At 66.7% G+C, this 22,321-nt stretch carries 47 protein-coding genes; 40 read left to right on the top strand and 7 right to left on the bottom strand.

Annotated features, from left to right (window positions below; genetic code table 11):
- The first annotated feature begins 86 nt into the window (after positions 1 to 86).
- The 7 genes from B8W67_RS05490 to B8W67_RS05515 all read left to right on the top strand — a co-directional run bounded on the left by B8W67_RS05490 (position 87) and on the right by B8W67_RS05515 (position 3,858).
- A complete protein-coding gene (locus tag B8W67_RS05490; protein ID WP_085302685.1) occupies positions 87 to 1,373 on the top strand; it encodes a type II toxin-antitoxin system RelB family anti-toxin in 1,287 nt (428 codons plus the stop codon).
- A gap of 24 nt (positions 1,374 to 1,397) precedes the next feature.
- Positions 1,398 to 1,652, top strand: a complete 255-nt coding sequence (locus tag B8W67_RS05495; protein ID WP_085302687.1) for a hypothetical protein — start codon at positions 1,398 to 1,400, stop codon at positions 1,650 to 1,652.
- Between the two features lie 366 nt (positions 1,653 to 2,018).
- Complete coding sequence (locus B8W67_RS05500) at positions 2,019 to 2,270, top strand: hypothetical protein (RefSeq protein WP_085302689.1); 252 nt, start codon at positions 2,019 to 2,021, stop codon at positions 2,268 to 2,270.
- Between the two features lie 167 nt (positions 2,271 to 2,437).
- On the top strand, positions 2,438 to 2,896 hold the full coding sequence (locus B8W67_RS05505; RefSeq protein WP_133056052.1) for a hypothetical protein: 459 nt from the start codon (positions 2,438 to 2,440) through the stop codon (positions 2,894 to 2,896).
- Complete coding sequence (locus B8W67_RS20490; protein WP_085302692.1) at positions 2,893 to 3,123, top strand: hypothetical protein; 231 nt, start codon at positions 2,893 to 2,895, stop codon at positions 3,121 to 3,123. The genes B8W67_RS05505 and B8W67_RS20490 overlap by 4 nt, the downstream gene beginning before the upstream one ends.
- Before the next feature lie 85 nt (positions 3,124 to 3,208).
- Positions 3,209 to 3,544, top strand: coding sequence for a DUF120 domain-containing protein (locus tag B8W67_RS20230; protein ID WP_163797121.1), 336 nt, complete (start codon positions 3,209 to 3,211; stop codon positions 3,542 to 3,544).
- A 104-nt stretch (positions 3,545 to 3,648) separates the two neighbouring features.
- Positions 3,649 to 3,858, top strand: a complete 210-nt coding sequence (locus B8W67_RS05515) for a hypothetical protein (RefSeq protein WP_085302693.1) — start codon at positions 3,649 to 3,651, stop codon at positions 3,856 to 3,858.
- A gap of 22 nt (positions 3,859 to 3,880) precedes the next feature.
- On the opposite strand, the gene B8W67_RS20700 is transcribed toward B8W67_RS05515, so the two are convergent.
- A complete protein-coding gene (locus B8W67_RS20700) occupies positions 3,881 to 4,039 on the bottom strand; it encodes a hypothetical protein (RefSeq protein WP_163797120.1) in 159 nt (52 codons plus the stop codon).
- A 144-nt stretch (positions 4,040 to 4,183) separates the two neighbouring features.
- Here B8W67_RS20700 and B8W67_RS05520 point away from each other — a divergent pair, with 144 nt between their 5' ends.
- From B8W67_RS05520 to B8W67_RS21500, 9 genes are all read left to right on the top strand, one after another.
- A complete protein-coding gene (locus B8W67_RS05520) occupies positions 4,184 to 4,555 on the top strand; it encodes a hypothetical protein (protein WP_085302694.1) in 372 nt (123 codons plus the stop codon).
- Positions 4,556 to 4,582: 27 nt separating this feature from the next.
- Entirely contained in the window at positions 4,583 to 4,918 is a 336-nt protein-coding gene (locus tag B8W67_RS05525; RefSeq protein WP_085302695.1) for a hypothetical protein, read from the top strand.
- A 64-nt stretch (positions 4,919 to 4,982) separates the two neighbouring features.
- The gene (locus B8W67_RS05530; RefSeq protein WP_085302696.1) at positions 4,983 to 5,360 is read left to right on the top strand and encodes a hypothetical protein; all 378 of its coding nucleotides are present in this window, start codon (positions 4,983 to 4,985) and stop codon (positions 5,358 to 5,360) included.
- A gap of 94 nt (positions 5,361 to 5,454) precedes the next feature.
- Complete coding sequence (locus B8W67_RS05535; RefSeq protein WP_085302698.1) at positions 5,455 to 5,814, top strand: hypothetical protein; 360 nt, start codon at positions 5,455 to 5,457, stop codon at positions 5,812 to 5,814.
- Between the two features lie 11 nt (positions 5,815 to 5,825).
- Complete coding sequence (locus tag B8W67_RS05540) at positions 5,826 to 6,125, top strand: hypothetical protein (RefSeq protein WP_085302700.1); 300 nt, start codon at positions 5,826 to 5,828, stop codon at positions 6,123 to 6,125.
- A 107-nt stretch (positions 6,126 to 6,232) separates the two neighbouring features.
- On the top strand, positions 6,233 to 6,370 hold the full coding sequence (locus tag B8W67_RS20705; RefSeq protein WP_163797118.1) for a hypothetical protein: 138 nt from the start codon (positions 6,233 to 6,235) through the stop codon (positions 6,368 to 6,370).
- Positions 6,370 to 6,582: a hypothetical protein gene (locus tag B8W67_RS05545; RefSeq protein ID WP_085302702.1), complete on the top strand. Its 213-nt coding sequence runs from the start codon at positions 6,370 to 6,372 to the stop codon at positions 6,580 to 6,582. Before B8W67_RS20705 ends, B8W67_RS05545 begins: the two co-directional genes overlap by 1 nt.
- Positions 6,582 to 7,397, top strand: coding sequence for an ATP-grasp domain-containing protein (locus B8W67_RS05550; RefSeq protein WP_085302704.1), 816 nt, complete (start codon positions 6,582 to 6,584; stop codon positions 7,395 to 7,397). Before B8W67_RS05545 ends, B8W67_RS05550 begins: the two co-directional genes overlap by 1 nt.
- A gap of 18 nt (positions 7,398 to 7,415) precedes the next feature.
- Positions 7,416 to 7,544, top strand: a complete 129-nt coding sequence (locus B8W67_RS21500) for a hypothetical protein (RefSeq protein ID WP_264033398.1) — start codon at positions 7,416 to 7,418, stop codon at positions 7,542 to 7,544.
- Here B8W67_RS21500 and B8W67_RS20710 read toward each other — a convergent pair.
- Positions 7,541 to 7,690 carry a hypothetical protein gene (locus tag B8W67_RS20710; protein ID WP_163797116.1) on the bottom strand — a complete coding sequence of 50 codons (150 nt, stop codon included), beginning with the start codon at positions 7,688 to 7,690 and terminating at the stop codon, positions 7,541 to 7,543. The genes B8W67_RS21500 and B8W67_RS20710 overlap by 4 nt on opposite strands.
- 90 nt (positions 7,691 to 7,780) lie before the next feature.
- Here B8W67_RS20710 and B8W67_RS20715 point away from each other — a divergent pair, with 90 nt between their 5' ends.
- The 8 genes from B8W67_RS20715 (at position 7,781) to B8W67_RS05580 (ending at position 9,918) form a co-directional block, all read left to right on the top strand.
- A complete protein-coding gene (locus B8W67_RS20715; protein WP_163797114.1) occupies positions 7,781 to 7,957 on the top strand; it encodes a hypothetical protein in 177 nt (58 codons plus the stop codon).
- A 5-nt stretch (positions 7,958 to 7,962) separates the two neighbouring features.
- A complete protein-coding gene (locus B8W67_RS21085) occupies positions 7,963 to 8,295 on the top strand; it encodes a hypothetical protein (RefSeq protein ID WP_085302706.1) in 333 nt (110 codons plus the stop codon).
- On the top strand, positions 8,292 to 8,429 hold the full coding sequence (locus B8W67_RS20720) for a hypothetical protein (protein WP_163797112.1): 138 nt from the start codon (positions 8,292 to 8,294) through the stop codon (positions 8,427 to 8,429). The genes B8W67_RS21085 and B8W67_RS20720 overlap by 4 nt, the downstream gene beginning before the upstream one ends.
- Positions 8,430 to 8,644: 215 nt before the next feature.
- Entirely contained in the window at positions 8,645 to 8,866 is a 222-nt protein-coding gene (locus tag B8W67_RS05560; RefSeq protein ID WP_085302708.1) for a hypothetical protein, read from the top strand.
- Positions 8,867 to 8,915: 49 nt separating this feature from the next.
- The gene (locus B8W67_RS05565; protein ID WP_133056053.1) at positions 8,916 to 9,116 is read left to right on the top strand and encodes a hypothetical protein; all 201 of its coding nucleotides are present in this window, start codon (positions 8,916 to 8,918) and stop codon (positions 9,114 to 9,116) included.
- Between the two features lie 5 nt (positions 9,117 to 9,121).
- Positions 9,122 to 9,319 (top strand): hypothetical protein, encoded by a 198-nt coding sequence (locus B8W67_RS05570; protein ID WP_133056054.1) that lies wholly within the window; start codon positions 9,122 to 9,124, stop codon positions 9,317 to 9,319.
- 19 nt (positions 9,320 to 9,338) lie between these two features.
- Positions 9,339 to 9,593, top strand: coding sequence for a hypothetical protein (locus B8W67_RS05575; RefSeq protein WP_085302716.1), 255 nt, complete (start codon positions 9,339 to 9,341; stop codon positions 9,591 to 9,593).
- Between the two features lie 64 nt (positions 9,594 to 9,657).
- Complete coding sequence (locus B8W67_RS05580; RefSeq protein WP_133056055.1) at positions 9,658 to 9,918, top strand: hypothetical protein; 261 nt, start codon at positions 9,658 to 9,660, stop codon at positions 9,916 to 9,918.
- Here the strand turns inward: B8W67_RS05580 and B8W67_RS21245 are convergent.
- Genes B8W67_RS21245 through B8W67_RS05595 form a run of 3 tightly spaced genes read right to left on the bottom strand, consistent with a single transcriptional unit; the run spans position 9,909 to position 11,941 of the window.
- Positions 9,909 to 10,778: a metallophosphoesterase family protein gene (locus B8W67_RS21245; protein WP_234806670.1), complete on the bottom strand. Its 870-nt coding sequence runs from the start codon at positions 10,776 to 10,778 to the stop codon at positions 9,909 to 9,911. The two genes, B8W67_RS05580 and B8W67_RS21245, sit on opposite strands and share 10 nt — an antisense overlap.
- 52 nt (positions 10,779 to 10,830) lie before the next feature.
- On the bottom strand, positions 10,831 to 11,112 hold the full coding sequence (locus B8W67_RS05590; protein ID WP_085302718.1) for a hypothetical protein: 282 nt from the start codon (positions 11,110 to 11,112) through the stop codon (positions 10,831 to 10,833).
- Between the two features lie 13 nt (positions 11,113 to 11,125).
- Entirely contained in the window at positions 11,126 to 11,941 is an 816-nt protein-coding gene (locus B8W67_RS05595) for a hypothetical protein (RefSeq protein WP_085302720.1), read from the bottom strand.
- A 290-nt stretch (positions 11,942 to 12,231) separates the two neighbouring features.
- On the opposite strand from B8W67_RS05595, the gene B8W67_RS05600 reads away from it, so the two are divergent.
- The 5 genes from B8W67_RS05600 (at position 12,232) to B8W67_RS05615 (ending at position 14,970) form a co-directional block, all read left to right on the top strand.
- A complete protein-coding gene (locus B8W67_RS05600; RefSeq protein ID WP_085302722.1) occupies positions 12,232 to 12,618 on the top strand; it encodes a hypothetical protein in 387 nt (128 codons plus the stop codon).
- A gap of 2 nt (positions 12,619 to 12,620) precedes the next feature.
- The gene (locus B8W67_RS20495) at positions 12,621 to 12,809 is read left to right on the top strand and encodes a hypothetical protein (RefSeq protein ID WP_133056056.1); all 189 of its coding nucleotides are present in this window, start codon (positions 12,621 to 12,623) and stop codon (positions 12,807 to 12,809) included.
- A gap of 48 nt (positions 12,810 to 12,857) precedes the next feature.
- Positions 12,858 to 13,313: a hypothetical protein gene (locus B8W67_RS05605; protein WP_234806671.1), complete on the top strand. Its 456-nt coding sequence runs from the start codon at positions 12,858 to 12,860 to the stop codon at positions 13,311 to 13,313.
- Positions 13,310 to 13,630: a DUF4031 domain-containing protein gene (locus tag B8W67_RS05610; protein ID WP_085302725.1), complete on the top strand. Its 321-nt coding sequence runs from the start codon at positions 13,310 to 13,312 to the stop codon at positions 13,628 to 13,630. The genes B8W67_RS05605 and B8W67_RS05610 overlap by 4 nt, the downstream gene beginning before the upstream one ends.
- A 131-nt stretch (positions 13,631 to 13,761) precedes the next feature.
- A complete protein-coding gene (locus B8W67_RS05615; RefSeq protein WP_133056057.1) occupies positions 13,762 to 14,970 on the top strand; it encodes an RNA-guided endonuclease InsQ/TnpB family protein in 1,209 nt (402 codons plus the stop codon).
- A 23-nt stretch (positions 14,971 to 14,993) separates the two neighbouring features.
- Here the strand turns inward: B8W67_RS05615 and B8W67_RS05620 are convergent, their stop codons facing one another.
- The gene (locus B8W67_RS05620) at positions 14,994 to 15,278 is read right to left on the bottom strand and encodes a hypothetical protein (protein ID WP_085302729.1); all 285 of its coding nucleotides are present in this window, start codon (positions 15,276 to 15,278) and stop codon (positions 14,994 to 14,996) included.
- Positions 15,279 to 15,358: 80 nt separating this feature from the next.
- Here B8W67_RS05620 and B8W67_RS05625 point away from each other — a divergent pair, with 80 nt between their 5' ends.
- Positions 15,359 to 16,333, top strand: a complete 975-nt coding sequence (locus B8W67_RS05625) for an ADP-ribosylglycohydrolase family protein (protein ID WP_085302731.1) — start codon at positions 15,359 to 15,361, stop codon at positions 16,331 to 16,333.
- Between the two features lie 49 nt (positions 16,334 to 16,382).
- On the top strand, positions 16,383 to 16,619 hold the full coding sequence (locus B8W67_RS05630; RefSeq protein ID WP_085302732.1) for a hypothetical protein: 237 nt from the start codon (positions 16,383 to 16,385) through the stop codon (positions 16,617 to 16,619).
- Positions 16,620 to 16,632: 13 nt separating this feature from the next.
- Here the strand turns inward: B8W67_RS05630 and B8W67_RS05635 are convergent, their stop codons facing one another.
- Positions 16,633 to 16,875: a hypothetical protein gene (locus tag B8W67_RS05635; RefSeq protein WP_085302733.1), complete on the bottom strand. Its 243-nt coding sequence runs from the start codon at positions 16,873 to 16,875 to the stop codon at positions 16,633 to 16,635.
- A 191-nt stretch (positions 16,876 to 17,066) separates the two neighbouring features.
- On the opposite strand from B8W67_RS05635, the gene B8W67_RS05640 reads away from it, so the two are divergent.
- The 9 genes from B8W67_RS05640 to B8W67_RS05680 all read left to right on the top strand — a co-directional run bounded on the left by B8W67_RS05640 (position 17,067) and on the right by B8W67_RS05680 (position 22,306).
- Positions 17,067 to 17,534, top strand: coding sequence for a helix-turn-helix domain-containing protein (locus B8W67_RS05640; RefSeq protein ID WP_372507431.1), 468 nt, complete (start codon positions 17,067 to 17,069; stop codon positions 17,532 to 17,534).
- A gap of 11 nt (positions 17,535 to 17,545) precedes the next feature.
- On the top strand, positions 17,546 to 18,040 hold the full coding sequence (locus tag B8W67_RS05645; RefSeq protein ID WP_133056058.1) for a hypothetical protein: 495 nt from the start codon (positions 17,546 to 17,548) through the stop codon (positions 18,038 to 18,040).
- Positions 18,037 to 19,248 carry a DUF6545 domain-containing protein gene (locus B8W67_RS05650; RefSeq protein ID WP_085302736.1) on the top strand — a complete coding sequence of 404 codons (1,212 nt, stop codon included), beginning with the start codon at positions 18,037 to 18,039 and terminating at the stop codon, positions 19,246 to 19,248. Before B8W67_RS05645 ends, B8W67_RS05650 begins: the two co-directional genes overlap by 4 nt.
- Positions 19,232 to 20,623, top strand: a complete 1,392-nt coding sequence (locus tag B8W67_RS05655; RefSeq protein ID WP_085302737.1) for a cytochrome P450 — start codon at positions 19,232 to 19,234, stop codon at positions 20,621 to 20,623. Before B8W67_RS05650 ends, B8W67_RS05655 begins: the two co-directional genes overlap by 17 nt.
- Positions 20,624 to 20,710: 87 nt before the next feature.
- Positions 20,711 to 21,022, top strand: coding sequence for a hypothetical protein (locus B8W67_RS05660; RefSeq protein WP_133056059.1), 312 nt, complete (start codon positions 20,711 to 20,713; stop codon positions 21,020 to 21,022).
- 31 nt (positions 21,023 to 21,053) lie between these two features.
- Complete coding sequence (locus B8W67_RS05665) at positions 21,054 to 21,239, top strand: hypothetical protein (RefSeq protein WP_085302739.1); 186 nt, start codon at positions 21,054 to 21,056, stop codon at positions 21,237 to 21,239.
- 77 nt (positions 21,240 to 21,316) lie between these two features.
- Positions 21,317 to 21,775, top strand: a complete 459-nt coding sequence (locus tag B8W67_RS05670; RefSeq protein ID WP_085302740.1) for a hypothetical protein — start codon at positions 21,317 to 21,319, stop codon at positions 21,773 to 21,775.
- Positions 21,776 to 21,795: 20 nt separating this feature from the next.
- Positions 21,796 to 22,098: a hypothetical protein gene (locus tag B8W67_RS05675; RefSeq protein WP_085302741.1), complete on the top strand. Its 303-nt coding sequence runs from the start codon at positions 21,796 to 21,798 to the stop codon at positions 22,096 to 22,098.
- Between the two features lie 4 nt (positions 22,099 to 22,102).
- Positions 22,103 to 22,306, top strand: a complete 204-nt coding sequence (locus B8W67_RS05680) for a hypothetical protein (RefSeq protein ID WP_085302743.1) — start codon at positions 22,103 to 22,105, stop codon at positions 22,304 to 22,306.
- Positions 22,307 to 22,321: the final 15 nt, after the last annotated feature.

Here is a 22,321-nt window from a genome sequence, read left to right on the forward strand (position 1 = left end):
ACGTCCTTCGGCGCGGCTCTGTCGTGTCTCTGCCGCCGAGACTGTGTCTCTTGCTGGTGCAGCCAAGTTGAGGTTAACCTCAACTTATGTTTGATTTGGAAGACATCGAACGCGCCGCGGGGATGGACCCCGATAGCGCGGACTACCGCTTGCGCCAGCAACTCGCCGCGGCCGATGACGCGTTGCTGGAGTCCCTGGTGCAGATGCGCAAGGACAAGGGCCTCACGCAGCAGGACGTCGCCACACGGCTGGGCCGCGACAAGGCCACGGTGTCGAACTTCGAGCGCCTCGACGTCGACCCGCACCTGTCGACGATCCGGCGCTATGCCGCCGCCATCGGGGCCTCGGTGACGCACACCGTCGCCCACTTCGACCCACAGGACAGCCCAGCGGCGGCCGCGCCCGCCCGCGGCGGCCCGCCGCCGGTGATCTACCAGCTGCGGCCGTCGTGGCGTCCCCGATTCGAGCCCGATGTGTTCGTTCCGGCCGACCTGGGTCTGCTCACCGGGCCGCTGCACGGCTCGTTCGACCCGCCGGTCAATCTGTACTGGCAGCCCGGAAGCCTCGACTTCTCCGACCCCGGCGACTTGCGGCTGTTCTACGCCTCCGCGCTGACCAGGGCCGGCACTGCCGAACAGTTCGCCACCTGGATCAACGCGCGCGCCGTGATCGCCAACTGGCCCGCGATCGCTCTACCGTCGCGGGTGCGCGCCGCTTGGGAGACCATCCATCCGATGCTTCGGGACCAGGAGACAGCCGTGAACCCACGACTGCGGATTCAGGACCATGTCCTGTCCGCCATCGCCGATGAGGGCTTCGCGTTGGCCGGGGGCTCCGCGCTCATCGACTACGACGTGGTGGCCCGCGACAGCGAGGACATCGACGCGTTCTACAACCGCCTCGACGCCGCGGCGTTCGACCGTGCGGCCGCCGCGGTGATCGAAACCTGTTCGCGCAACGGGTGGCCCGCGCGGCTGGTCTTCGACCAGGACTTGGACAAGCAGATCAAGGTGACCGTTCCCGGTGACGGCGACACGGTGGTGCAGCTGGTGTATCACCAGCGTTCCGCTGATCCGGAGCGCCGCCGCGGAGGTGGTCTGCGGTTGATCTTCGCCGACGTGGTGGGCGGAAAAGCCGCGGCGATGGCAGACGCGGCGCGCGGCCGCGACTTCGACGACATCGCCCACGTGGTGCAGACGCGAGGGTGGTCACTACGGCGGGTCGTGGAGGCGATGGAGCGCCTCGGATACCCCGACCGTGCGGCCGCCTTCTGGCACAACATCGAGCGGTTCCGCCGCGGTGAGTTCGACGCCGGGATCACCCAGGCCGGGTTCGATCCGGCGTTCAGCCACTCCGTGTTGGACGCCGGATGACACCCCATGACGAGAGGAACCGAGATGGCTACTGTCGCTGAACATCAGCGTGCCCTGGACCTGTACGCCGCGGCGGCGTACTGGCTCATGGAACTCGGCGGCGACGAGCTGGCGTCGCGGCTCGAAGCGCAGCTGCAACGGCGGGCCGTGGCCGCGGGGGCGTCGGTAGAGCAACTCCACGACGCGCGCGATTACGCCCGAGACTGCGTGTTGCTCAGGAACAGGCCCCTGATGGCGGGCGCATCATTCGAGGCGTTCGAGCGGGAGGCGTCGCGGTGACCGGCAGCTCGAAGCACGTCAACGTGGACACCCACAATGGTCAGACGTACGCCATCACCGATGTCGATTTCGCTGCTCCGGTTCGGATGGCGGCAGAGGGGCGGAGCTGGACGCTGACTACATCGACGAATGCGAGGCGACGACACCGTGAGCATTGACCCCAACGACTACTGCGAAGGATGCGCAGCTGTGGTCGACCAGGAACATCTACCCCAGTGCTCAGTGTGGCTGGAGATTCTCCGCAGCGGGCACTGATGCCGAAAACGACGACGACGACGAAGTGGTGTGCGGGCTCGGGGCGGGGAGTGCCGCTACCGCCGCGCCGCGGCCGCTGGCCGCGTCGGACGCCGCGTAGCGTCCATCACCATGATCGAGGCCGCTGAACCCGGACAGCCGGGATCGCCGATGACCAAGGACTTGGCGCGCCGCGTCGCCGCGCAGACGGACCGCACGCGCCGACAACTGGAACGGATGCACTCCGATACTGCCCGGAAAGCACACGCCGCGTCGGCCAACGGCTATGACCCGAGCAGGCCGAACCGCTTCATGCACGACAGCCTGGGCGACCCGTACACATGCACCGGCGACCACAACCACCCGCAGCACATCGGCGAGTAGAGCGCGATCGGCGACACCGCGGTGTCGCGAGAAGGGACTGGACGTGAGTCACCAGGCGACGACTACCTGCCACGAGCCCGGACCATGCCCTGACTGTTGGCGCAGCGGCAGCGAGCGGGTCGGCTGCAACTGCCTGCTCGAATCCACTCCGGCGGCGAAAGGCGATGATGGCGAATGAGACCGGCGCGGTGCTCGGGATGACCGGCACCCGCAACCCGATCACCGCAGCGCAGCAATCGTGGCTCGACGCCCAGGTGTGGGACGCCGACGTGCTGCATCACGGGGCTTGTGTGGGCGCGGACGCCGCGGCGCACCGGGCGGCGATCGACGCGGGTGTAGACATCGTGGTGCATCCGCCGGTCGACGAGCGGCTGATGATGCCGCGCGGGCTGGGGCAGTGGCTGCCCGCCAAGCCGTACCTGGACCGCAACCGCGACATCGTCGACGCCTGCGACCGGCTGATCGCGCTGCCCGACGGGCCACCGAAGCCCAAGAGCGGCACCTGGTACACCGTGCGATACGCGGTGGAGCGCGGCAAGGACGTGACAGTCTGCTTGCCCGACGGGTCGGTGCACCGCGGTGCGGACCTGCTGGCGGCGCACGAAGGCGCGGCAGGTGCCCGATGAGTGCGTGGGTTCCGATCAACGACTACCCCGGTGACCAACGCTTCGACGCCGTGCCCGGCACGCCCGAGATGTCGTACTGGGGAGAGATCGGACCAGCATCTGACGGCCGCTGGAGCTGGACCATCATCTCCACCGATGACTGGGCGAATCAGGCCGAGGTCGATGGCGGCGTGGTCGATTGCGAGGAAGATGCCAAGCGCGCCGTCGAAGCGTGGCGGCCCCGGTAGCAGTGGCGTCGCAAATGAACGAGCACGCTGGAGGGTTGTCACCGTGGACAGGTTGACCGGGACAGTGGTCCCAGGGCGCGGCTCTATGGCGGCGAAGATGGCCGTGGGTGGGCTGACGCGGCGTCTGCTTGAAGCATCGACTTGTGCCGAGTTGACACCGGGCACTCTCAACGTCAAGTTGCTGGTCCCTGTGGGATTTCCACCGAACTGTTCGCGCATCTTCCGAGGGGTCGGAGAGGTGCCTGAGCGCGACACCATCTTGTTGGCTCCGGCTCCGGTCAATGGTGTGCGCGCATGGGCCGTTCGGCATGGTGAGGTCGAGCAGCACGGCGATACCTCGGTTGTGGAACTCATCGCCGAATGTCGCCTGCGGGAACGTCTTGGCCTGTCTGATGGCGACATGGTGCGCTTGAATTTCTAGCTGAGGCCGCGCGCCGCGGCCGCTGACCACGTCCGGCGCTGCGTAGCGTCACCGCCGCACAGTTTCCGCCGCGTCCGCGGCCCACAGCGACGAGGAGCGCGAACATGGCCAGGCCCATCAACTTCGACGACATCCCCCGTACGCCGGACCCCTCCCCGGACGGGCGTCACAACCTCGACGGGGGCGATGTCCTGGTCTACGCCCACCACAGCGGAGTGCACGACGGCATCAACGTCGAGATCGACGCCCCCAAGGGAACCCGGATCACGGTGAACCTCAACGACGGCGAGCTGGTGGACGTGGTGGTGCCGTAGCACCCGGTGTGCCGATCAAGGCTCAGTCCGCGGCCTCTATGTGGTCGTCGGCAATCTCACCACGCAGCCAGTCGGCGAACGAAACTCCGACGTTGCCCGCGTCGATGAAGTCGAGGTAGCGCCGCTCCAGAGCACCGTCGTGCAGTGGGGCTTTGGTTTGGGCGTCGCGATAGTGGGCCATGCTTGCCACGGTTGCCTACTGTCGGCCTGTTCACCGCCAAGGGCGCGCCGCAGGCACATGCGGCCGCCCGGATCGGGAAGTGTGACCTGCCATGGACGATCAGAACGTCGGGGACTGCCAGGAATGCAGCCAGGAGGATCAATCGTGAGCTGGGATGCGGAGCTGGTCGACGTGGCCACGGGCGAGACGCTCGCGGAGTTCAACTACACCCACAACACCAATGTGATGGCGAATCTGGTGCTCTACCCCGACACCGACGTCTCCCGTGGTGTGGGCGAGGAGGTGTTCTTCCCGCAGAACCCGCCGTGGTGGCAGCATCTGGACGGCTGCGGCGGCCCGTCCGGGGCGCAGCTGCTCGATCGGCTCATCGCCGCCTTGAAGGCTGACCCCGCATGGTTCCGGCAGCTGAACCCACCCAACGGCTGGGGAAGCTACGACAGCTTCCTGGGCAAGTTGGAGGAGATGCGCCTGGCGATCCCGGCGTCGGGGGCGGTGCGTTGGACTGTGACAGGCTGAGCAGAAGCCGGGAGTGTGGAGGCGGATATGGGCGCGATCGAGTGGCGCGAGAACAGCGCTGGGTACCTCAGCGGGGTCGGTGCGGTCACTGACCTGGTCTTCGAGATCAAGACGGCCAAGCCCCAGGTGATCGACGATGCGGACTACCACTACCTCGGCGTGATGAAGGCCGGGAGTCTGCCGTACTGCGTGGGCGCGTACCGGGAGCTGGATGCCGCGAAGGTCGCCGCCGAGCAGATCGACGCAGGACAGCACGACCGGGTGCGCTTCGATCCGAACGCCCCGAGCGGGGTGGTGGTCGCAGCCGAGTACGCGTCAAGGCAGGATGCGCAGATGGCCTACGGCGGCCGCCTCTATTTCTGACTCGACAGCCGCATCCGATGTGCTACCGTCTCGGTATTAGAGACGATTTGAGGAGGGCGGCATCGTGAGCGGATGGCAGGACGACTACCGCAGCGCGTTGCGGGACTTCGTGGCCGCCAAGGGACGCCCGGTGCGGTTCACCGACCCGGACAACGAGTTTCCCGAACACCGCGTCTCTACCTACGGCTGGGTGGATTACGAGGCGATGGAGCACGTGCGCGAAGACCGATGTTCGTGGCTGGTCGCCGAAGGTGCTGAGGTCGAGGAGACCACGTACTCGGAGTTCCAAAACACCTTCTCGGGCAACCGGGAGGTCGTCGGGACGAACGTCACCCCCGCCAGCTGCGTGTGCGGCCGCTACACCGACGTCACCCTGCGGGTGGAGTGCACCTTCGGCGAGATGCTGAAAGGCGTGCTGCCGGAGAACCCGATACACCTGTAGCGCCGCGCCCCGCAGCTTGCGACGTCGCCGTCTGCGCGACGCTGGCACCGCAAGCAACATCTGTCCTGAAACTCTGCCGCACCTGGAGGTAACTGTGACCGCAGCATTGGCCGATCTGGAGAAGGTGTTCGCCAACGGCTACACCCCCGACCACATCGACAGCGTCCTCGGAGACATCTTCGACCGCACCGGGGTGAGCCTGGTGTGCGTCTGGGAGTTCATCGACGGCGACGGCTGCGGCGGGGACTCGCAGCTCTACGTTCTCGACGATGACGGAGAAAACCTCTACGAGCTGGTCGGTGACCTGTGGCCTTGGCTGCTCGACGGCAAGTCCGAGGCCCCCGGAGGACCAGGGGAGCCGCCGCAGTGGAAGGGCAAGAAGGTGGCCATGGACCTCGATGCCATGGGCGGTGAGGGGCAGCGAAACCTGGCCATCGAGACTGTCGAGGACTAGCGGTGACACGAGTGGGGACACCGCTGAACGACCAGGAGCTGCGGGAGCTGGACGTGAGGATGCCGGACGGGGCGACCGCCGTGTGGGGGGCCACTCTCGACGGCGAGCCGGTTGTCCGCGCGGCCACCGCCGAGTCCAGGCTGGCGCTGATCGGGGAGTACGCCACCGGATTCGACGCCGGTGGCCCGTCGGCGACGCTGTGCCGCGAGTGCAGTCGGTTGCTCTACGCCGACACCGCCGGTGACCTGTCCTCGCTGCAATCGCGGCACCTGTCCGTCGAACACGGCATCAGTGCACCGATGCTGCCCTAGAAGCTCTGGCCAGGAGGCAGGATGGACCCCGCGTACTTGCTCGACCCGGACGCCTGGGTGGACCGGCTCGTCCACGACGGTGCCGCTACGACAGAGGAGGAAGCACGATGACCGACGAGACCCCACGCGGATACAGCCGCGAGGTGCGTATCGCCGCCGCCAAAGTAGCCGTCGCCGCCAGCGAGCAGACTGGCGACCACATTCCCGATGAGGTCCGCGAGCTGGCCACGGAGGAATCGCGATGATGAGCGCCTACGACTCCTGGCTGCAGTCCGGTGACCCCGGCGCTGGTGTGGTGCTCTGCGCCGAGCACGGTGACACCTTCGAGACCGGTCAAGTGCGTGATGAGCCGTCGCCGGATGCGCCTCCCGGCAGCTACCCGGTGAAGGTCGAGATGCACTGCGGTTGCTGGATGACTGAGACGCGGGTGAACGACCCCGACCTCGGCTGGCTGTGATGGCGGCGGTCACGGTGGTCAGCCACCAGCGGTGGCGTGCCGATGACCTGCGCGGCGTCACCGACGTCGTGAGCGACCTCGGACTGGACACTTCGGCCGCTGCGGACGCCGGGGCGGTGCTGTGGTGTCCGGGTGCCTGGGCCGCGGCCGCGGTGAGCAGATACCCACATCTGCGGCTGTCGTCGGCGGGGCCGCGGTGGCTCGACGGGCTGGCGGTCAGGGTGACCGGACGCCGTGTTGTCACGTCCTCGGCCGGCCGAATCCGGGGCACCGGACGCCGCCGCGGCTGGCGCACCTTCGCCAAGCTGCCCGAGACCAAACACGAGGTCTTCGAGGCTCGCGTGCGCACCCACGCCGAGCTGATCTTGGACCTCGACAGGCTGCCCGACGACGAGCCGGTGCAGTTGCAGCGCCCGGTCACATTCACCGACGAGGTGCGCTGCTGGGTGCTGCGTGGCGAGGTCGTGGCCCGCGCCCCGTATTTCGCCGATGTTGCCCGTGAGGACTGGGCGGAGCTTGCCGACCCCGAACGCGTGGCGCAAGCCGCGGCGTGGCTCGGAACGGTGATCGGCCGCGCCGACGCTCCCGCCGCGTTCGTGGTGGATGTGGGCTGGTGCGCTGACCCCGACACCGGCGAGCCGGGGTGGCGCATCGTCGAGGCCAACGCGGCGTGGAGCGCGGACTGGTACGCCGCCGACAACATGACCGCGGTGGTGGAGGTGATCGCGGCTTCGCAGCGTGAGGTGGAGCCGCAGTGGCGCTGGCAGCCCAGCCCACTGCTGCGCGGCCGGTCGCGTGCTCTGGCGCTGCGCTGACGTCATCTGGGCGCGGACGTGACAACCGCGCTTCCGTGCGTTATTCCGCTACCGCCGCGCGACATCGTCGGCCGCTACGACTTCGACATCTGGTGGGCGCTGTCGTCGCAGGAGGCCGAGAAGCTGATCGCGGGGCTGTCTGGCTAGTCGTCGAGGTCGTAGGGGATGTGGTCGCCGTCGGCGTCGTAGTCGCGCTCTCCGTCGGCGTAGAGGTGGCAGGCCGCCCCGGAGGTGTCGATGAAGAAGTCTTCGCCGCACTCGTGGCAGGCGTACACGTCATAGCTGGTGGCCATGGGTGGATTGTGCCGACTCTCCGGTGGTGCCGCCCATCGAGGCGCGCGCCGCGCACCGGCCGCCGTCGCGTCACGGGGGACGATTCGGCCATGAAGCACATCGACGTGACGGTCCGCACCGTCGAGGAGAACACCTTCCGGGTAGCGGTCGACGACGACTTCGACCCCCGCGCTGAGGATGCGCTGGTCGGCTATGACGTGGAGGAATATCCGCGTGTCGACAGCAACATCAAAGAGTGGTCGATCATCGACATCGAGAGCGTGTAGCTGCCATGCGATACAACCAGGGAACCGGGCGGCTGGAGTTGACTGAGCGCAACGTGATCTCGCTGCTTAACAAGCTGGACGATCCGCGCTCAGCACGCACGCTGGTATGCAACGACGGCGACAGGCTCATCGTGACCGCATACGAGGACCATGCGCTTCCGCCCCATCCGGACGAACCGATCATCTTGCTTCTGACGCGCACGCAGCTGGAGGCCCTGGCCGCCGGGAGGACGGTGCGCGTCCGGGACGTGGACGTGGTGCCCGTCGCCGACGAGGCGCACTACGGCGACCGCGACACTGGACCGGTCTACATGCCCAGCAGTGGGGAGTGCCGATGAGCGAGAGCTTCGATTACCGGTCCGAGGACTGCGGGCACAACAACGAGGAACTCAACGACGAGGGACTGGTGCAGTGCCTGGATGAAACCCGATGCCCGAGCGGATTTGATCCAGAGCTGCGGCAGGTCAGTTGACGTGAGGCAGACGCCTGGCGGGATCACGGTCGTACTCGGCTGACCACCATCCCCCGCCCCGCCAACCTGCGGGGAATCTGGCTCGTCCCAGCTGAGGATGGGGGGCAAGAAAAGGACAAAGCCCCCGTGCGGCTGAAGTTTGGCGACTGCACCGCATCGAGGGCTCTGTGGAGAGCAGGTCTCTGCGAGTGAGCATAACATCTTGCTTCTGACTGTTGTTCCTGTTCTACGCCGCCGACGCCGGGAACTGGGGCGGCAACCCCTGGCTGGACGGGAACCGCGACTTCACCGCCGCGGACCGCGGCAACCTCACCCAGCTCAAGCAGGCCGGGCTGCTGGTGACCCAGGACCACGGCGAGGGGGACGTTTACATCGTCTTCACCGACGCGGGCAAGGCGCTGGCCGCCGAGCACGGAATCGACCTCAGCGACTACTGAGCCGCGCCTCAGCCGCAGCATCGACGTCCCGCCGGACATGCTGTGCAGCATGGCTGAATACACCGTGTCGCATCCGCAGCTGCCCGAGGGCATCAACGGCGTCACCACCGTGGAGACCTCCGGCGGGATCGACGCCGCTCTTGACTTGGCGTCGTCACACGTGGCTGCCATCCTGCGGCACCGCAACATCGTCGCTTATGCGCGGCCGGAGGATGTGGCCGACCTAGTGACTGTCGAAGCGATCTCCTGATGTACGTGTCGGTGATCGAGCCGGGTCTGTTCGAGGTCGCCGAATCCCGTGGCCCCAACGCCGCGTGGTACACGGCCAGCCGACAAGACGACGGGTCGCTGTTCGTGATGAGCGGCAAGTCAGGTCGCGCCATCAAGGTGGGAAGCGCGATACACCACCGCGTGCAAGCAGCGGTGGATGGCCATGTCGATGGCCGCCGGTGAACGGCGAGGGGATTGGGGCATGACACCTGACGAGGTGGCCAAGGTCGCGCAGCTGATCGCCGAGGAGACCGCCGCGGTGCTGTTCGCGCATCTGCCTGCGCGGTTGGGTGATCCGGGAGTGAGTGCACCGTTGCCCAAGTCCCTCGACTTGCTGCCCGATGCGGTGAAGCGCTGCGAGACCGACGTGGACTACTGCGAAGACGACGCGGTGGAGGTGACCACCGTGGTGGCGCTGGAGACCGGGGTGGTGACCGCCTCGGCCAAGTTGCCGTAGCCGGGTCGCTGCCGCTCCGCCGTGATACTGTCTCTATAACAGAGACCATTAAGGAGCCTATCGGATGAATCGACGATTTCCCGGCAGCTTGGTCGACAAGGTGGTGGAGTCAGATAAGCCCGTCGAGCGATGGGTCAGCGTCGCGCTGCACCTGGTCGCAGCGGCTGCGTTCACCTTCGCTGCAGGGGCCTCGTGGCCCGCGGCTCTCGCGGGTGGGACAATGAGCGTAGCTGTGCTGTCCACGGTCGCCGCGATTGCGCACGCGGCGTCGGCGGTGATCATCGCGCGCCAGATTGTCCACGCGCCCGCTCCCGGTCAGACCTGAACGTCGACCACAGCGAGCCCGCTGATCCAGTGCACCGCGGTGCGGCCGTGGGTGCTCACCGGCGGGTTCTCGTAGGTGTGCCCGTGCAGCAGCCAGCGCGGCTGGTGGCGGTCCACCCAGCGCCGCAGCGCGGTGATACCGCGGTGCGCGTCATCGTCGGCGTCGTTGACCCCGGCTGGTGGGCAGTGGGTGATCACCAGGTCCGCGCCCGGTAGCGGGTCGATGGCTTGCGCGTACTGCTCCTGGGTGAACAGCACGTCGCCGGTGGGCTCCTTGTACTTCACACAGCCCTGCACCGCCAGCACCGACAGAGGACGTGACAGGGCGGACACCTGCGGGAACGTGGTCAGCCTCGCGGGCAGTGACCGGTCGCCGATGAGGTCGACGATGTCGTGTTCGGGCATGTAGTCGGCGGTGCAGTGGTTGCCGTAGACGCCGGTGACCACCGGTGCGCCGCTGCGTTGCAGGATCGCGGCGACGATCGGGCTGTAGTCACCCAGCGAGACCGCCGCGTCGATCTTCCGGCTGGTGACGATGGGGGACAGGTCGTAGCGACCGTCGACGCCGCTGGGCCAGCCGTCGGTGTTGTCGGCCACACAGAGCAGCCGCAGAGATTCCTCAGTGCGCGCCATCGGATAGGAGTAGGCGGCGCGGTAACGGTCCAGCATCTGATTGCTCGGGGCGCTGAATCTCAGCTGGGCCTCCTCGCGGCTGTAGGTGAGCACGGCGGTGCGCGACGGTGCCGGAAGGGCCACTTCCGCGGTCACTCGATCCGAGTAGACGTTGCTGATCTTGAGCAGTGTTCGTCCGTCAGCTACCAGGTGAAGTGGCTTGAGGTCGTCGAAAGAGATTGCACTCATGGATGCAGACTAGCTGCGTTCAGGCGCGCCGCTCGGTCTCGGCGCGTGGTGATCAGCCGTGGGCATCTTTGCTGGACAGGCTGGCCCTGTAGAGCTGGTGGATGGCGGCTTCGGCTTCGGCCTGCGACTCGGCGAACGAGGCATCGGGCGGGAGCCGCCCGTCGCGCAGCGCGTATTCGATGCCCCCGCAGGCGTTGGCCCGGCCTGCTTTCCAGTGCAGGCCATGCCGGTCGCCGTTTTCGACATAGGCGACGGTGGCGGTGTAGTGGTGGATGCGCAGGAAACGGTCTCCTCCCGCGGAGTCGCGCCACGCGGCGCGCAGAATGAGTTCCATGGATGTTGTCCTTTCACGTGGCTGCGATGCCGTAGAACAGCCACCCGCGTTTCGCCTCGGCCGGGACGCGCTTCTTGGGGGTGGCCACGGTGACGGTGACCCTGGCTTTGGCCGACTTCACGACGCGCCGCAGCTGCACGGCGACAGTGGGGTCGGCGGGAGCGTTTTCCTCGTCGCCGGTGCCGTAGCACTTCACCGCGCGCACGTCCACCGCACTGGACCAGGGTCGGCCGGGGTTGAGCAGCGCCTTCTTGGCCGCAGCGACGGCCTGCGCCTTGGTGTCGAAGCGCGCAGGATGGTTGCTGGCTCCGGTGACCTCGTAAACGGTGCGGGACTTGCCTTTCTGGTGGCCGACGATGACACCGAACTTCTCGGTGACGTCGATGTCGACGGAGTGGACGCTGTGGCCGTGTTCGCGTACGGCGCGGTCGAGTGCCGCGGAGCGGAAGCGCCACCGGGTGCTCTCGCCGCTGTCGAGTGCGGCGTCCCCGAGGGCGTCCTGGGTGAGGGTGAAGGTGCTCTTGGACAAGGTGAAAGCGTCGTCGGACAGAATCGGGATCGCCAGCGCTTCCTCCCACTTGCTGGCGGCGTACCGGGAACGTCGGCCGCTGCTGTCATCGCAGTAGTCCATTGCCCAGGAGGCGAAGGATTGCGCCCCGTTCGACGTCATGGGTGTGCTGGTCACCGCGCGTCCCCCACCGGTGGTGGAGATGGTCCCGTTGTAGGGGTCGTAGCCGAACTCAGAGTGGGAGTCTGCGACCAGTTCGTTGTACGCGCTGGCCATGTTCGATTCGGTCCAGATGGTGGTGACGAAATCTGTCGCTCCCATGGGAATCCCTCCGCTAATGTCTCGATAACAGAGACGCTATCAGCTGCCGGTGACAGTGCGCAATTGCGGCAAGCGGTGGCGGGTCACCAGGGACAAAATGACGGTTCGCGCCCGATCATCGCCTAGCGCGCTACCCCTGGTCGTCACCGCGATGTCGACCCGTCTCGGTAATGGAGACCGTAGCTGGTGCGTCCGCCACCGCCGCGCAACATCCACCGGGCGGCGTGATCGCCTCGGCGTGTCGTCGCGCCCGGCAAGGTGGTGTCAGCTGCGGACCCGACAATGGGGCCATGATCGACGAACACGCAATGGCCCCTGTGGGCACGGCTGCGCCAGGAATCGCTCTCAGTGCGATTTTCCTGGCGTACGCGGCGTTCGCCCTGCTGCTGGGGCTGAACGACTTCATCGCCTTCGGGATTGATCTTCGCCGCCGTAGTGGCGCTCCGCTGATCCGCCCCCGCCCGATCACGCACCGGAGGCTGCTGCTGATCATGGGACTGCTGATCTTGTCGGCCGCGATGATGGTCGCCCTGCTGTGTGTCGGCACCTTGCCCCCGGCCGCGGTGCAGATCACCAGCTTCGGGGCCGTTGTTGTGGGCGGGTCGCTGATGCTTGTGGCCAACGGTGTCTCGTTCATCCGGAGGCGTCGGGATAGTCGAAACGGGACGGGGGCCTGATCGTGAGTGATTCGACGTTGAGTGTGGGCGCGCTGGCACAGGTGCATCTGCGCGGCAAGGACCACGTCGGCGAGGTCGTGGCGATGTCGCGGTCGCGGGTGACCGTGCGCTACATCGACCCCTACGGCGACGAGCGGACAGTGAAAGTTCCTGTCGGCCAGGCTGTCGCGGTCGACGGCGACGCGGCGTAGCGACCGGAGAGCGGGACCGGCATGGGAACCTACGCAGCTGACACCAGTGTGAGCACCGATCGGTCGCGCGCCGAGATCGAGCGCACCCTGCGGCGATGGGGAGCCGAACAGTTCATGTACGGCTGGACCGACCAGGCCGCCATCGTCGGGTTCGTGATGCGCAATCGGCAGGTGAAGTTCGTGGTGCCGATGCCCGATCCCAACGACCGCAGCTTCACCCACACGCCCAGCCGCGGCAACCCCCGCAGCACCACACAGCGGGAGGCGGCCTACGAACAGGCGTGCCGCCAGCGGTGGCGTGCACTGAATCTGGTGATCAAGGCGAAGCTGGAGGCCGTCGAGTCAGGCATTTCGACGTTCGACACCGAGTTCCTCGGCCACCTGGTGCTGCCCAACGGACAGACCGTGGCCGACGCCGTGGTGCCGCGGGTTGTCGAAGCCTACGAGACCGGAGCGATGCCCGCGTTGCTGCCCGAGCACTCCCCGCGGGCGATCGAACGGTGACCGTCTACGTCGACGACATGCGGATGCCCGCGCGGGTGGGCAGGCTGCAGGCTCGGTGGTCGCACCTGCTGGCCGACACCGACGAGGAACTGCACGCGTTCGCCGCGCGACTGGGCCTGCGCAGACAGTGGCACCAGAAGCCGGGCACCGCGATCTCGCACTACGACGTCACCGACACCAAGCGGGCGTTGGCCCTGCAGCTCGGCGCGGTGCCGATCGGCTACATGGGCCGCGAGTCGATGGAGCTGATCCGCCGCAAGCGACATCAGCTCCTCGACGCCCGTATCCAGCCGCCCGCCGCGGGTCCAGGTCTCTAGCCGCAGTCCCAGTCGGGATTGCCGGTGTATTTGACCGATGTGCGAGCGCAGGCCCCACCCCTTGAGGGTGGGGTGAGCGAGTACCGCGCCGCGGTCGGCGCTATCGCTGCGATTGTGTCAGCGTTTGCGGTGTGAGTCTTCGGCAGCGTCTACGCCCGCGCAGCGGTGAGCAGCTCGCTGTGCTGGAGATGCACTGCTCCCACGCCCGCTACGTCTATAACCTGGGTTTGGAGCATCGTCGCTTGCGGTGGCGTGGCCGCCGTGAGAACACCGGTGTGGCTCAGCAGATGCGTGAACTCACCGAAGCCCGCAAAGAGTTCGCCTGGTTGCGGGAAGGCTCCACCGTGGTTCAGCAGGGAGCCTTGCGTGACCTCGACCGCGCCTACGCGAACTTCTTCGCCGGGCGTGCCCGGTTTCCCCGTTTCCGGTCGGCTCGCGACCCTCGGCAGGGTTTCGTGGTGCGTGACCTCAAGGTTCGCCGCTACTCGAAGCGTCACGGCGCGCTGCTGGTTCCCAAGGCCGGGTGGGTGAAGTTCCGGCTGACCTACCCGTGGGAGAAGATCACCGAAGCCACCAGCGCGCGGATCACCGTTTCCGGTGGGCGCTGGCATGTCGCGCTGACCACCCCCCCGCGAGGCAAACTCAACACCGAGGCCACGGCCGCACCCATCGGCATCGACCGCGGAGTAGCCAACACCGTGGCCACCAGTGACAGCGAGTTCTTCCAAGCCCCCACCTGGTCACCGCGCGAACAGAAACGCTTCATCGCGTTGCAACGCCACCTCGCGCGCCAACAGAAAGGCTCAACCCGCCGCGCGGTGACCGTTGCGAAGATCGCGGCGATGCACCACAGGTTGGCTGATCGCCGCCGTAACTGGGTGGAGCAGACCACCACCGAGCTGGCGCTACGGCACCGCAGCGTGGGTATCGAGAAGCTGCGTACCGCCAACATGGTGCGCCGCCCCAAACCCCAACCCAACCCCGACAAGCCCGGTGAGTTCTTGCCTAACGGGGCGTCGGCGAAAGCGAAACTCAACAAAGCCATCTACGCCTCCTGCTGGTCGCGGTTCGCTACGCGACTGGCCGACAAGACCGACGTGATCGAGGTGAACCCGCGCTTCACTTCACAGCAGTGCCACCACTGCGGCCACATCGACGCCCGCAACCGCGAGAGCCAAGCGAAGTTCCGGTGCGCACGTTGTGGCAACAGCGGCCATGCTGATGTTCACGCCGCGATGAACATCCGCGATCGAGCGTTTCGCTCATCGCGTCACCCGCCGGGCGACACTCGGCATACAGGCGAAGCTCACAACTTCGACCACCACCCGGCCGCTGCCTAGCAGCATCCGGGAATCCCCGTCCTTTAGGGCGGGGAGGATGTCAACATCGTGCAGCCGGAGCCGGGCATCCCGAAATCGCCGAGCGGGCCGTACGCCTGGTGTTCGGCGGGGGCGTCACCGCCCACCCAGAACAGGGTTCCGGTGTAGTACAGCTCGCCGTCGTCGTCATAGAGGCGGAACTGGTGGCGGTTGGGGTATGCAGAGTCCAGCTCGTCCTTGGTGGTGCCGCGCGCCCCGCGGGGGCCGATGATGCCTTCCTGCGAGGCGGATCGCCGAAAATTGTCACGTCCCCGGCGGGCCGAGTCCACTGCAGAGGGTGGACCGGCAGCGCAACTCACCTGCGCGCCGCGGGGGGTCGACTCCGCGCGGCCGCTGCTTCAATGCGCACATGAGTGAACACGGATGTTCGGTCGCGCAGTCGGAAGCCGTGCACAGCAGGTGCGCGGGCGCGTTGGTCGGCGCAGCGGTGGGGGACGCCCTCGGTGCGCCCTATGAGTTCACCTATCCCGACACCGGCACCCCCGTCGCGATGAAAGGAGGTGGGGCGTTCGGATGGGAGCCGGGCCAGTGGACCGACGACACCGACATGGCGATCTGCGTGGCGCACGGGCTGGTCGACGGTGACGGACTCACCGCCGCGAGCCTCGATGCGATCGCCGCGAACTTTCGCCGATGGCTGGCGTCTGGACCCAAAGACGTCGGACGCCAGACCAAGGTGGTTCTGCTGCATGGCGGTGATACCGCGGAGTCGATGGCGGCGTACTCGGCCACGAAGGGCCGGACCGGCGGAAACGGCTCCTTGATGCGCACCGCGGTGGTGGGATTGCGCCACCTCGATCGCCCCGATCTCGCCGCTGAGGCGGCCGATCGAATCAGTGCGATCACCCACCCCGATGCCGACGCACGGCTGGCGTGCGCGTTGTGGAGCTTCTCGATCGCCCACGCGGCCCGCCACGGTGACCTCGACGGACCTCGGCGGTATCTCGAAGAAGTGGCTCCGGAACAGGTCCGTGGGCGGTGGACGGACCTTCTGGGCCAAGCGACCGCTGCAGACCCCAGGCGCGATTTCCCCAACAACGGCTGGGTCGTGCACGCTTTGCAGACCGCCTGGTGGGCGATCACCACCACGCCGGGGACAGGAGAGGGGCACGTGGTCGGCGCTCTTGAGCGCGCAGTCTTGGCCGGTGGCGATACCGACACCGTCGCCTCGATCGCCGGAGCGCTGCTGGGGGCGCGGTGGGGGCTGTCGGCCATTCCGCTCACATGGCGTACCGCGGTGCACGGCTGGCCGGGGATCGACGCCGACGGACTCGAAGCTCTCGCGGCGCGGGTCGTCGACGCTGGGCGTTCGGCCACCGGATAGGCCGCGCCTCGTAGGGCTGGGCCGGTGAATCTGGGCGACGCTCACAGCCATGAGCAGTGACACCACCGTCTACACCGATTCCTACGGCGAAGTCAGCGAGGCGCAGTGGCGTCTGTACCGGGAGTGCAACGTCAGCCCCTCTGACCACGACATGCTGGTGGAGGTCTACGGCGGCGGACCGATCGGACGGGACCAGATCATGGCCGCTGTTCGCGAGTTCACTCGCGACGGCATGTACCGGGAGTTCGACATGGTCCGCGACGCTCGCCGCAAGGGGCGCATCTAACGGAGCGGCCTGTTCAGCGGTTGACGGCCGATGCGATCGCGCGAACGATCTCGTCCCACACCCGCTCGATGACCAGAGTCTTCTGGGCGACGGTCATGGTGTCCGACACCTCGGAGTCCAGCGCACGGGCCGCGGCGTTGGCCACATTCACAAGGCTTCCGATGGCTTCGATGTGGTCGCGGATGGAGTTGTATTGGCGCAGGTCGGACGTGCGCGTGATGATTGCAGCGGGGCGGTCCGCGGTGAGAGTGTGCATAGGGCGTCCTTTCGGGTCGGTGGGGGATTCAGATCGTGGGGGTGTCGTCGCGGTGATGCTAGTTCACACTCCGCGTCGCTGCATATACTCTTATAAATGATTCAGTATTAGCGGTGTGTCGCCGCCGTAGGCAGTAACATCAGCATACGATCGCACCCTGACATGGAGACCTACGTTTATGGAGCCCATCGGTGACTGACGCTGTGGAGAGTTCCGAGCTATCGGAAAAGCTCAACCGGCTGTTCGAGACCATGCGCAAGCCGCATGACCCGCCCCTGTCCAACGCGGCGGCCGCGGCCGCCATCACAGAGAGCACCGGAGTCGCCATCAGCGCCGCTTACCTTTGGCAGCTGCGCACCGGGCTCAAGAGCAACCCGACGGTCACGCATCTGCGGGCCATCGCCGAATACTTCGGGGTACCGGCGTCATATCTGATCGACGCGGGAATAGACCCACACCTGGACGCACAGATCAAGCTGCTGTCGACTTTCCGGGACGCGGGAATAAGGGACTTGGCCACCCGCGCCGCCGGGCTGACATCGCAGTCGCTGGAGAGTATCCGCCAGATGATCGACCAGGTTCGCCGCCTGGAGGAACTGCCGCCAATAGGCCCTTCACCAGGAGAAGGGCGCGGAACCGGAGATAGCGAGGAGCCGTAGCGGAAATGCCCATGTCACGTCGCGAGATAGCCGCTCTCGCAGAGTCTTTGCCTGTTCCATGCCCGTGGAACCTCGATGTCTTCCTCGCCCGCATATCGGACATCCGCAACCGTCCCATACGGCGGGTCGCCGTCGACACATCCGGCCTGGTCAACAGCCCATGCGGGCTGTGGATCGACCGCGACACCGAGGATTTGATCGTCCATGAGCGCGACACATCCGACTACCACATAGACCAGATCGTGTGCCACGAGATCGGCCACATGATGCTCGATCACCACCTCAACCAGCAGTCTGACCTCGGCGAGGATCGGGTGTCCGATATCCACACCGAATTGCTGCCTGATCTCGACCCGCGAGTGGTGAAATCCATCCTGACGCGCAGCCAGTTCGACTCCGACCAGGAGCGCGAAGCGGAGACGTTCGCCAACATCTTGATGATCCGGGCCGCTGAAGCCGGTGCACGCCAATCCATGATCCGCAGCATGTTCTTTCCCCAGCGGTGACCACCAGCTACCCGCCGTGCGTGACGTGGCCAGCGCTGGCGTGCATCGCCGCGGTGCTGATCGCGAGATACCTGTTCTTCAACAAGAGCGGATACGAGTCGGCCTTCAACAATCTGCTCACCTGCCTGTTCGCCGCGAACATCTTGCGTGAGCGCACAGCCGAAGTGATGCTCGACGACGCGGGGATTATGTCGATAACCACCGCCCAGCACGCATCGCTGGTGGCGGTGGTCTTCGCCAACGCCGAGCTGCTGCGGTTCATCAGGCTGTGGAAACATCCGCCCGCGGACACCGAGCGATACACCTATCTGACCCCCTACGTGGCGGCCGCCGCGGTGTCGGGCGGCTTCTGGATAGCGGCCACTCCCGCACGGCAGGCAGGCCAGACGCTGGAGGAGTTCGGTGGCTGGACGGCGATGATCGCCTGGACCATTCTCGTCAGTATCTTCGTGACTACAGGCGCTGGCCTGGCGTATAACTCCGTGCGCGAATTCCGCGGCCCCGAAACGAGTCTGCGTGAGCGCCTCCTTGCCGCATCCGGGGTGGTGATCGGCAGCTTCATCGTGGCCACCAGCGTGGACGTTCCGGTGCTGGCGGCGGCCGACGCCCTCGGAAGGGTCGACGCCGAGCCGATATTGACCTGGCTGCACGGACAGACGATATTTCTGGAGACTGTGGGCACCTGCCTGTTCGGGCTGGTGCCGTTCGCATTGGCCGCCATGGCGCAAGTCGGTCTCGACACCACCAGCTGCCGCTTGCGCAGAATCCGCCCGCTGCTGATCGACCTGATGGACGCCGCCCCCGAGGTCGTCTTCCAGCTGCCCGACCCGTACAAGCGCCGCGGCTGGACGGCCCTTGACCTGCACCAGGCCGTCGTTCAGATTCGCGACGGCATCCTGCATCTGAGGCCGTGGATGCTCACTCTCAGTGAGGCCACCGCCGACAGACTCTGCACACTCCACCGCGTGCCCGACGGCGAACGTGCGGAGGCCATCCTGGCGTTTCAGCTGGCGGCGGCGATACGGCGAAAGGATCGGGGACGTGACCCTGCCCCCGCGGCCAATTCGAGCAGCGGTCGCGCCGCCAGCCCACCTTCCCGGTCGGCCGATCTCGACGGTGAGACCGCCGAAATGCTCCGGCTAGCGAAGTGGTGGCCCGTCGCCAGCACGCACCAACCATTGGAGGAGAACCATGTCCGCAGCACCTGAACCGTTCCCGCGCCCGAGCTGGCGGCTACCCGTCCTGGGCGATCTGCTCCGCGTGGACATGTCGCGCCCCGCGCAGGGGATCGCCGACGACATCGCCGCGTTCGACGGCCTCATGGAGCAGCGCATCTTCGACATCTCAGTCGTCTGCGTATCGCGAAGTGATCTTGTCGATGAGATCAACGACGAGGCCCACTGGGAGAAGCACGTCGGCCACTCACTGCGCAAGCTGCGCCCGGTCAGCGGGGACGGGCTGTTCACCGCGTACAACCACGAGCCGAACTGGGCCAAGGCGCACAACATCTTGATGCCGCTGTTCACCAAGGCGGCGATGCAGTCCTATCACCGCTCCATGCTGGATACGGCGGGCGAGCTGGTCGACGCATGGGCACAGCGGGCCGGGGGATGGGTGGAGATTCCTACGAGCACCAACCGCCTGACCACCGAGATCGTGGCGCGCGCCGGGTTCGGCCATTCGTTCAACAAGCTCAGCGACGTCGACGACGACCCGTTTCTGGCTGCGGTGATCCGCGAATTGACCTACGCCAACCGCCGCACCGACGCGATCCCTTACTACGACAAGGTCATCGGCTCCCGGCGGCGCGACCTGCACCGGCGCGACAAAGCATGGCTGCGCGAGCGGGTCAAGGAGCTGGTCGACGCGCGGCGCGAGGCCGGACCCGGCGGTGAGGGCGGGGCGATGCTCGACGCGATGCTCCACTCGCCGGACCCGGACACCGGCGAGAAACTCGACGAGAAGAACATCATCAACCAGGTGCTCACCATGCTGGTCGCAGGTAGTGAGACTTCGGCCAACACCATTGCGTTCGCGCTGCACTTCCTGGCCCGCGATCCGCAACTCGCCCGCGAGGTGCGCGCCGAAGTGGACGCTCAGCTGGCCGGTCGGGACATCGGCGAGATCGGGTTCGACGAGGTGGCAAAGATGCGTCTGCTGCGTCGCGTCATCGACGAGACACTGCGCTTGTGGCCCACCGCGCCGGGCTATTTCCGGCAGGCCAAGCACGACACCACCATCGGCGGCGGCAGGTACCGCTTCCGCGCCGGTGACTGGGTCTTCGTCGTGCTGCTGGCCGCCCACCGCGACCGCGCGTGGGGCGACGACGCTGACGAGTTCAATCCCGACCGGTTCCTCACCGAGAACCTGCGGTCGCTGCCTCCGCGTGTGTACAAGCCGTTCGGCACCGGGGCGCGTGCGTGCATCGGTCGGCAGTTCGCGCTGCACGAGATCGCGCTGACGCTGGCCGCGGTGCTGCAGCGGTTCGATCTTGAGTACGACCCGCGCTACCGGCTGACCGTCAAAGAGACGATCACTCTCAAGCCCGACGGGTTGCGGCTGCGGTTCAACGAGCGGCGCTGATCGGCGTGCGGCTGCTTGCCGCCGCCACGGTCGCGGCACCCGCGCCGCGCACCTCGATAGCGGCCGACGTGGCGCATGGTCATGGCCATGGGCGACAACGACTTGGACCTTATCGACCGTAACCTCAGCGGCAAGCTCGGCGAGGTACTCCTGCGCGACGGCCGCGGGGTGAGGATCAGCTACGGCTACAACTCCGGCGGCTACGAGAATTTCATCTACTTCATCACCGCCGGTGGTGGCGCGTTGGCCATCGACACCGTGATCGCCGAAATCGGCCAGGTCGACTTCACCGACGCCTCCGACCCGCAGTGGCACATCGTCGCCTACGAGGTCAACTACGAGGACGCCGACCTCGTCGACGACCACACCGGCGACCGTATTCCAGCTGCGTACGTATGAGTCTGCTGGCCGGTGAGAGGGGAGCTGCGACATGGATGAGCTGACCGGCGGGACTCGGGTGCAGTGGGTGGGGCCGAGACCCGTGCCCCGCGGTGCACCCGCGACCGGGGCCGTGGTCGATGGTGAGCGTGACCGCGAGGGCCTGGTGGCTGTGCGCTGGGACGGGATCGGCACGTACCGCGATGACCCGATCAACCTGTCCGTGATCGACAGCTGATGTCCGCTTCATTGGCTTCTGCCCCAATGAGGTGTAGTCTCTAAGATAGAGACTACAGTCACGCTGGAGGAGGCACCATGTCCCGCCGCCCGACCGCGACCGATGAACTGACCGAGCTGCTCGTGGAGCACACTTTCGATGGCGAGATGTACCCGCCCTCGGGACATGTGTGGGTGTCCTGCTCCTGCAGCCGCACCGACATGTACGGTGGCGCGGACCCGTGGCCGGTGGTGCCGATCAAACCGGTGGACGCCTACGCGCTGCACGCCGCGCACCAGGCCGAGGTGATCGCCGACTGGCTCGCCGCCCGTGACGCCGCCCGGCAGAGGGCCGAGGACGTCAAAGACCGGGTTCCGGACTTCGACCCCGGTGATCCGGTGCGGGTTCTTCCCGACGCAGCCGGGTCAAACGTTGTCAACGCCGACGACGGCTGGGAGTTCGCCGGACCCACCCGCCATCCGCGCGTCGCGGTGATCCGCGACGTCCACTTCAACAGCACCGTGCACGTCGACCGGGCCCGACTCACCGACCGGTAACCGCTGAAAGGACACCTACCGTGGCTGGAAAGTACGCATCTGCCCGTGACGAGAAGCTGCACACCCTGGTGCTCGACGGGATGGCCGCCGACACCGTCGGCGACGTGTCGACCTGGGGCCACATCTACGACGGCATCGCCGACCTCGACGCCGACGAAGTGGCCCGCCTCGGCCTTACCGGCGACGTACCGGCGGGGAAATGGTGGATCGTCTGCGAGAACAGTGACGGCTTCATCGACGTCGACGAGTTCGACACCGCCGAGCAGTACGCCGACGCGATCCGGTCACTGGAGGCCGACTACGCCGAGTTCGAGGGCAGCTGAGGACGTGACAAGCGACCTGACGCAGAAGACGTTCGCCGCTCAGTTCGAGCAGATGAACGCCGAGATTCGCTCCCGCGGGGCGCTGCGCACCGCCGTCGACGGCGACGGCGAGGAGTTCAGCTGGATCGACCCCGAGATCATGGGCGGCGACTTCGTCGAGATGTACGGGAAGATGACCAGCCTCGGTATCGCCCGCGGCTGGCTGTAACTCTCCTCCGCGTGT

Source organism: Mycolicibacillus koreensis (assembly GCF_002104795.1).
In the GTDB taxonomy this organism is placed as follows: Bacteria; Actinomycetota; Actinomycetes; order Mycobacteriales; family Mycobacteriaceae; genus Mycobacterium; species Mycobacterium koreense.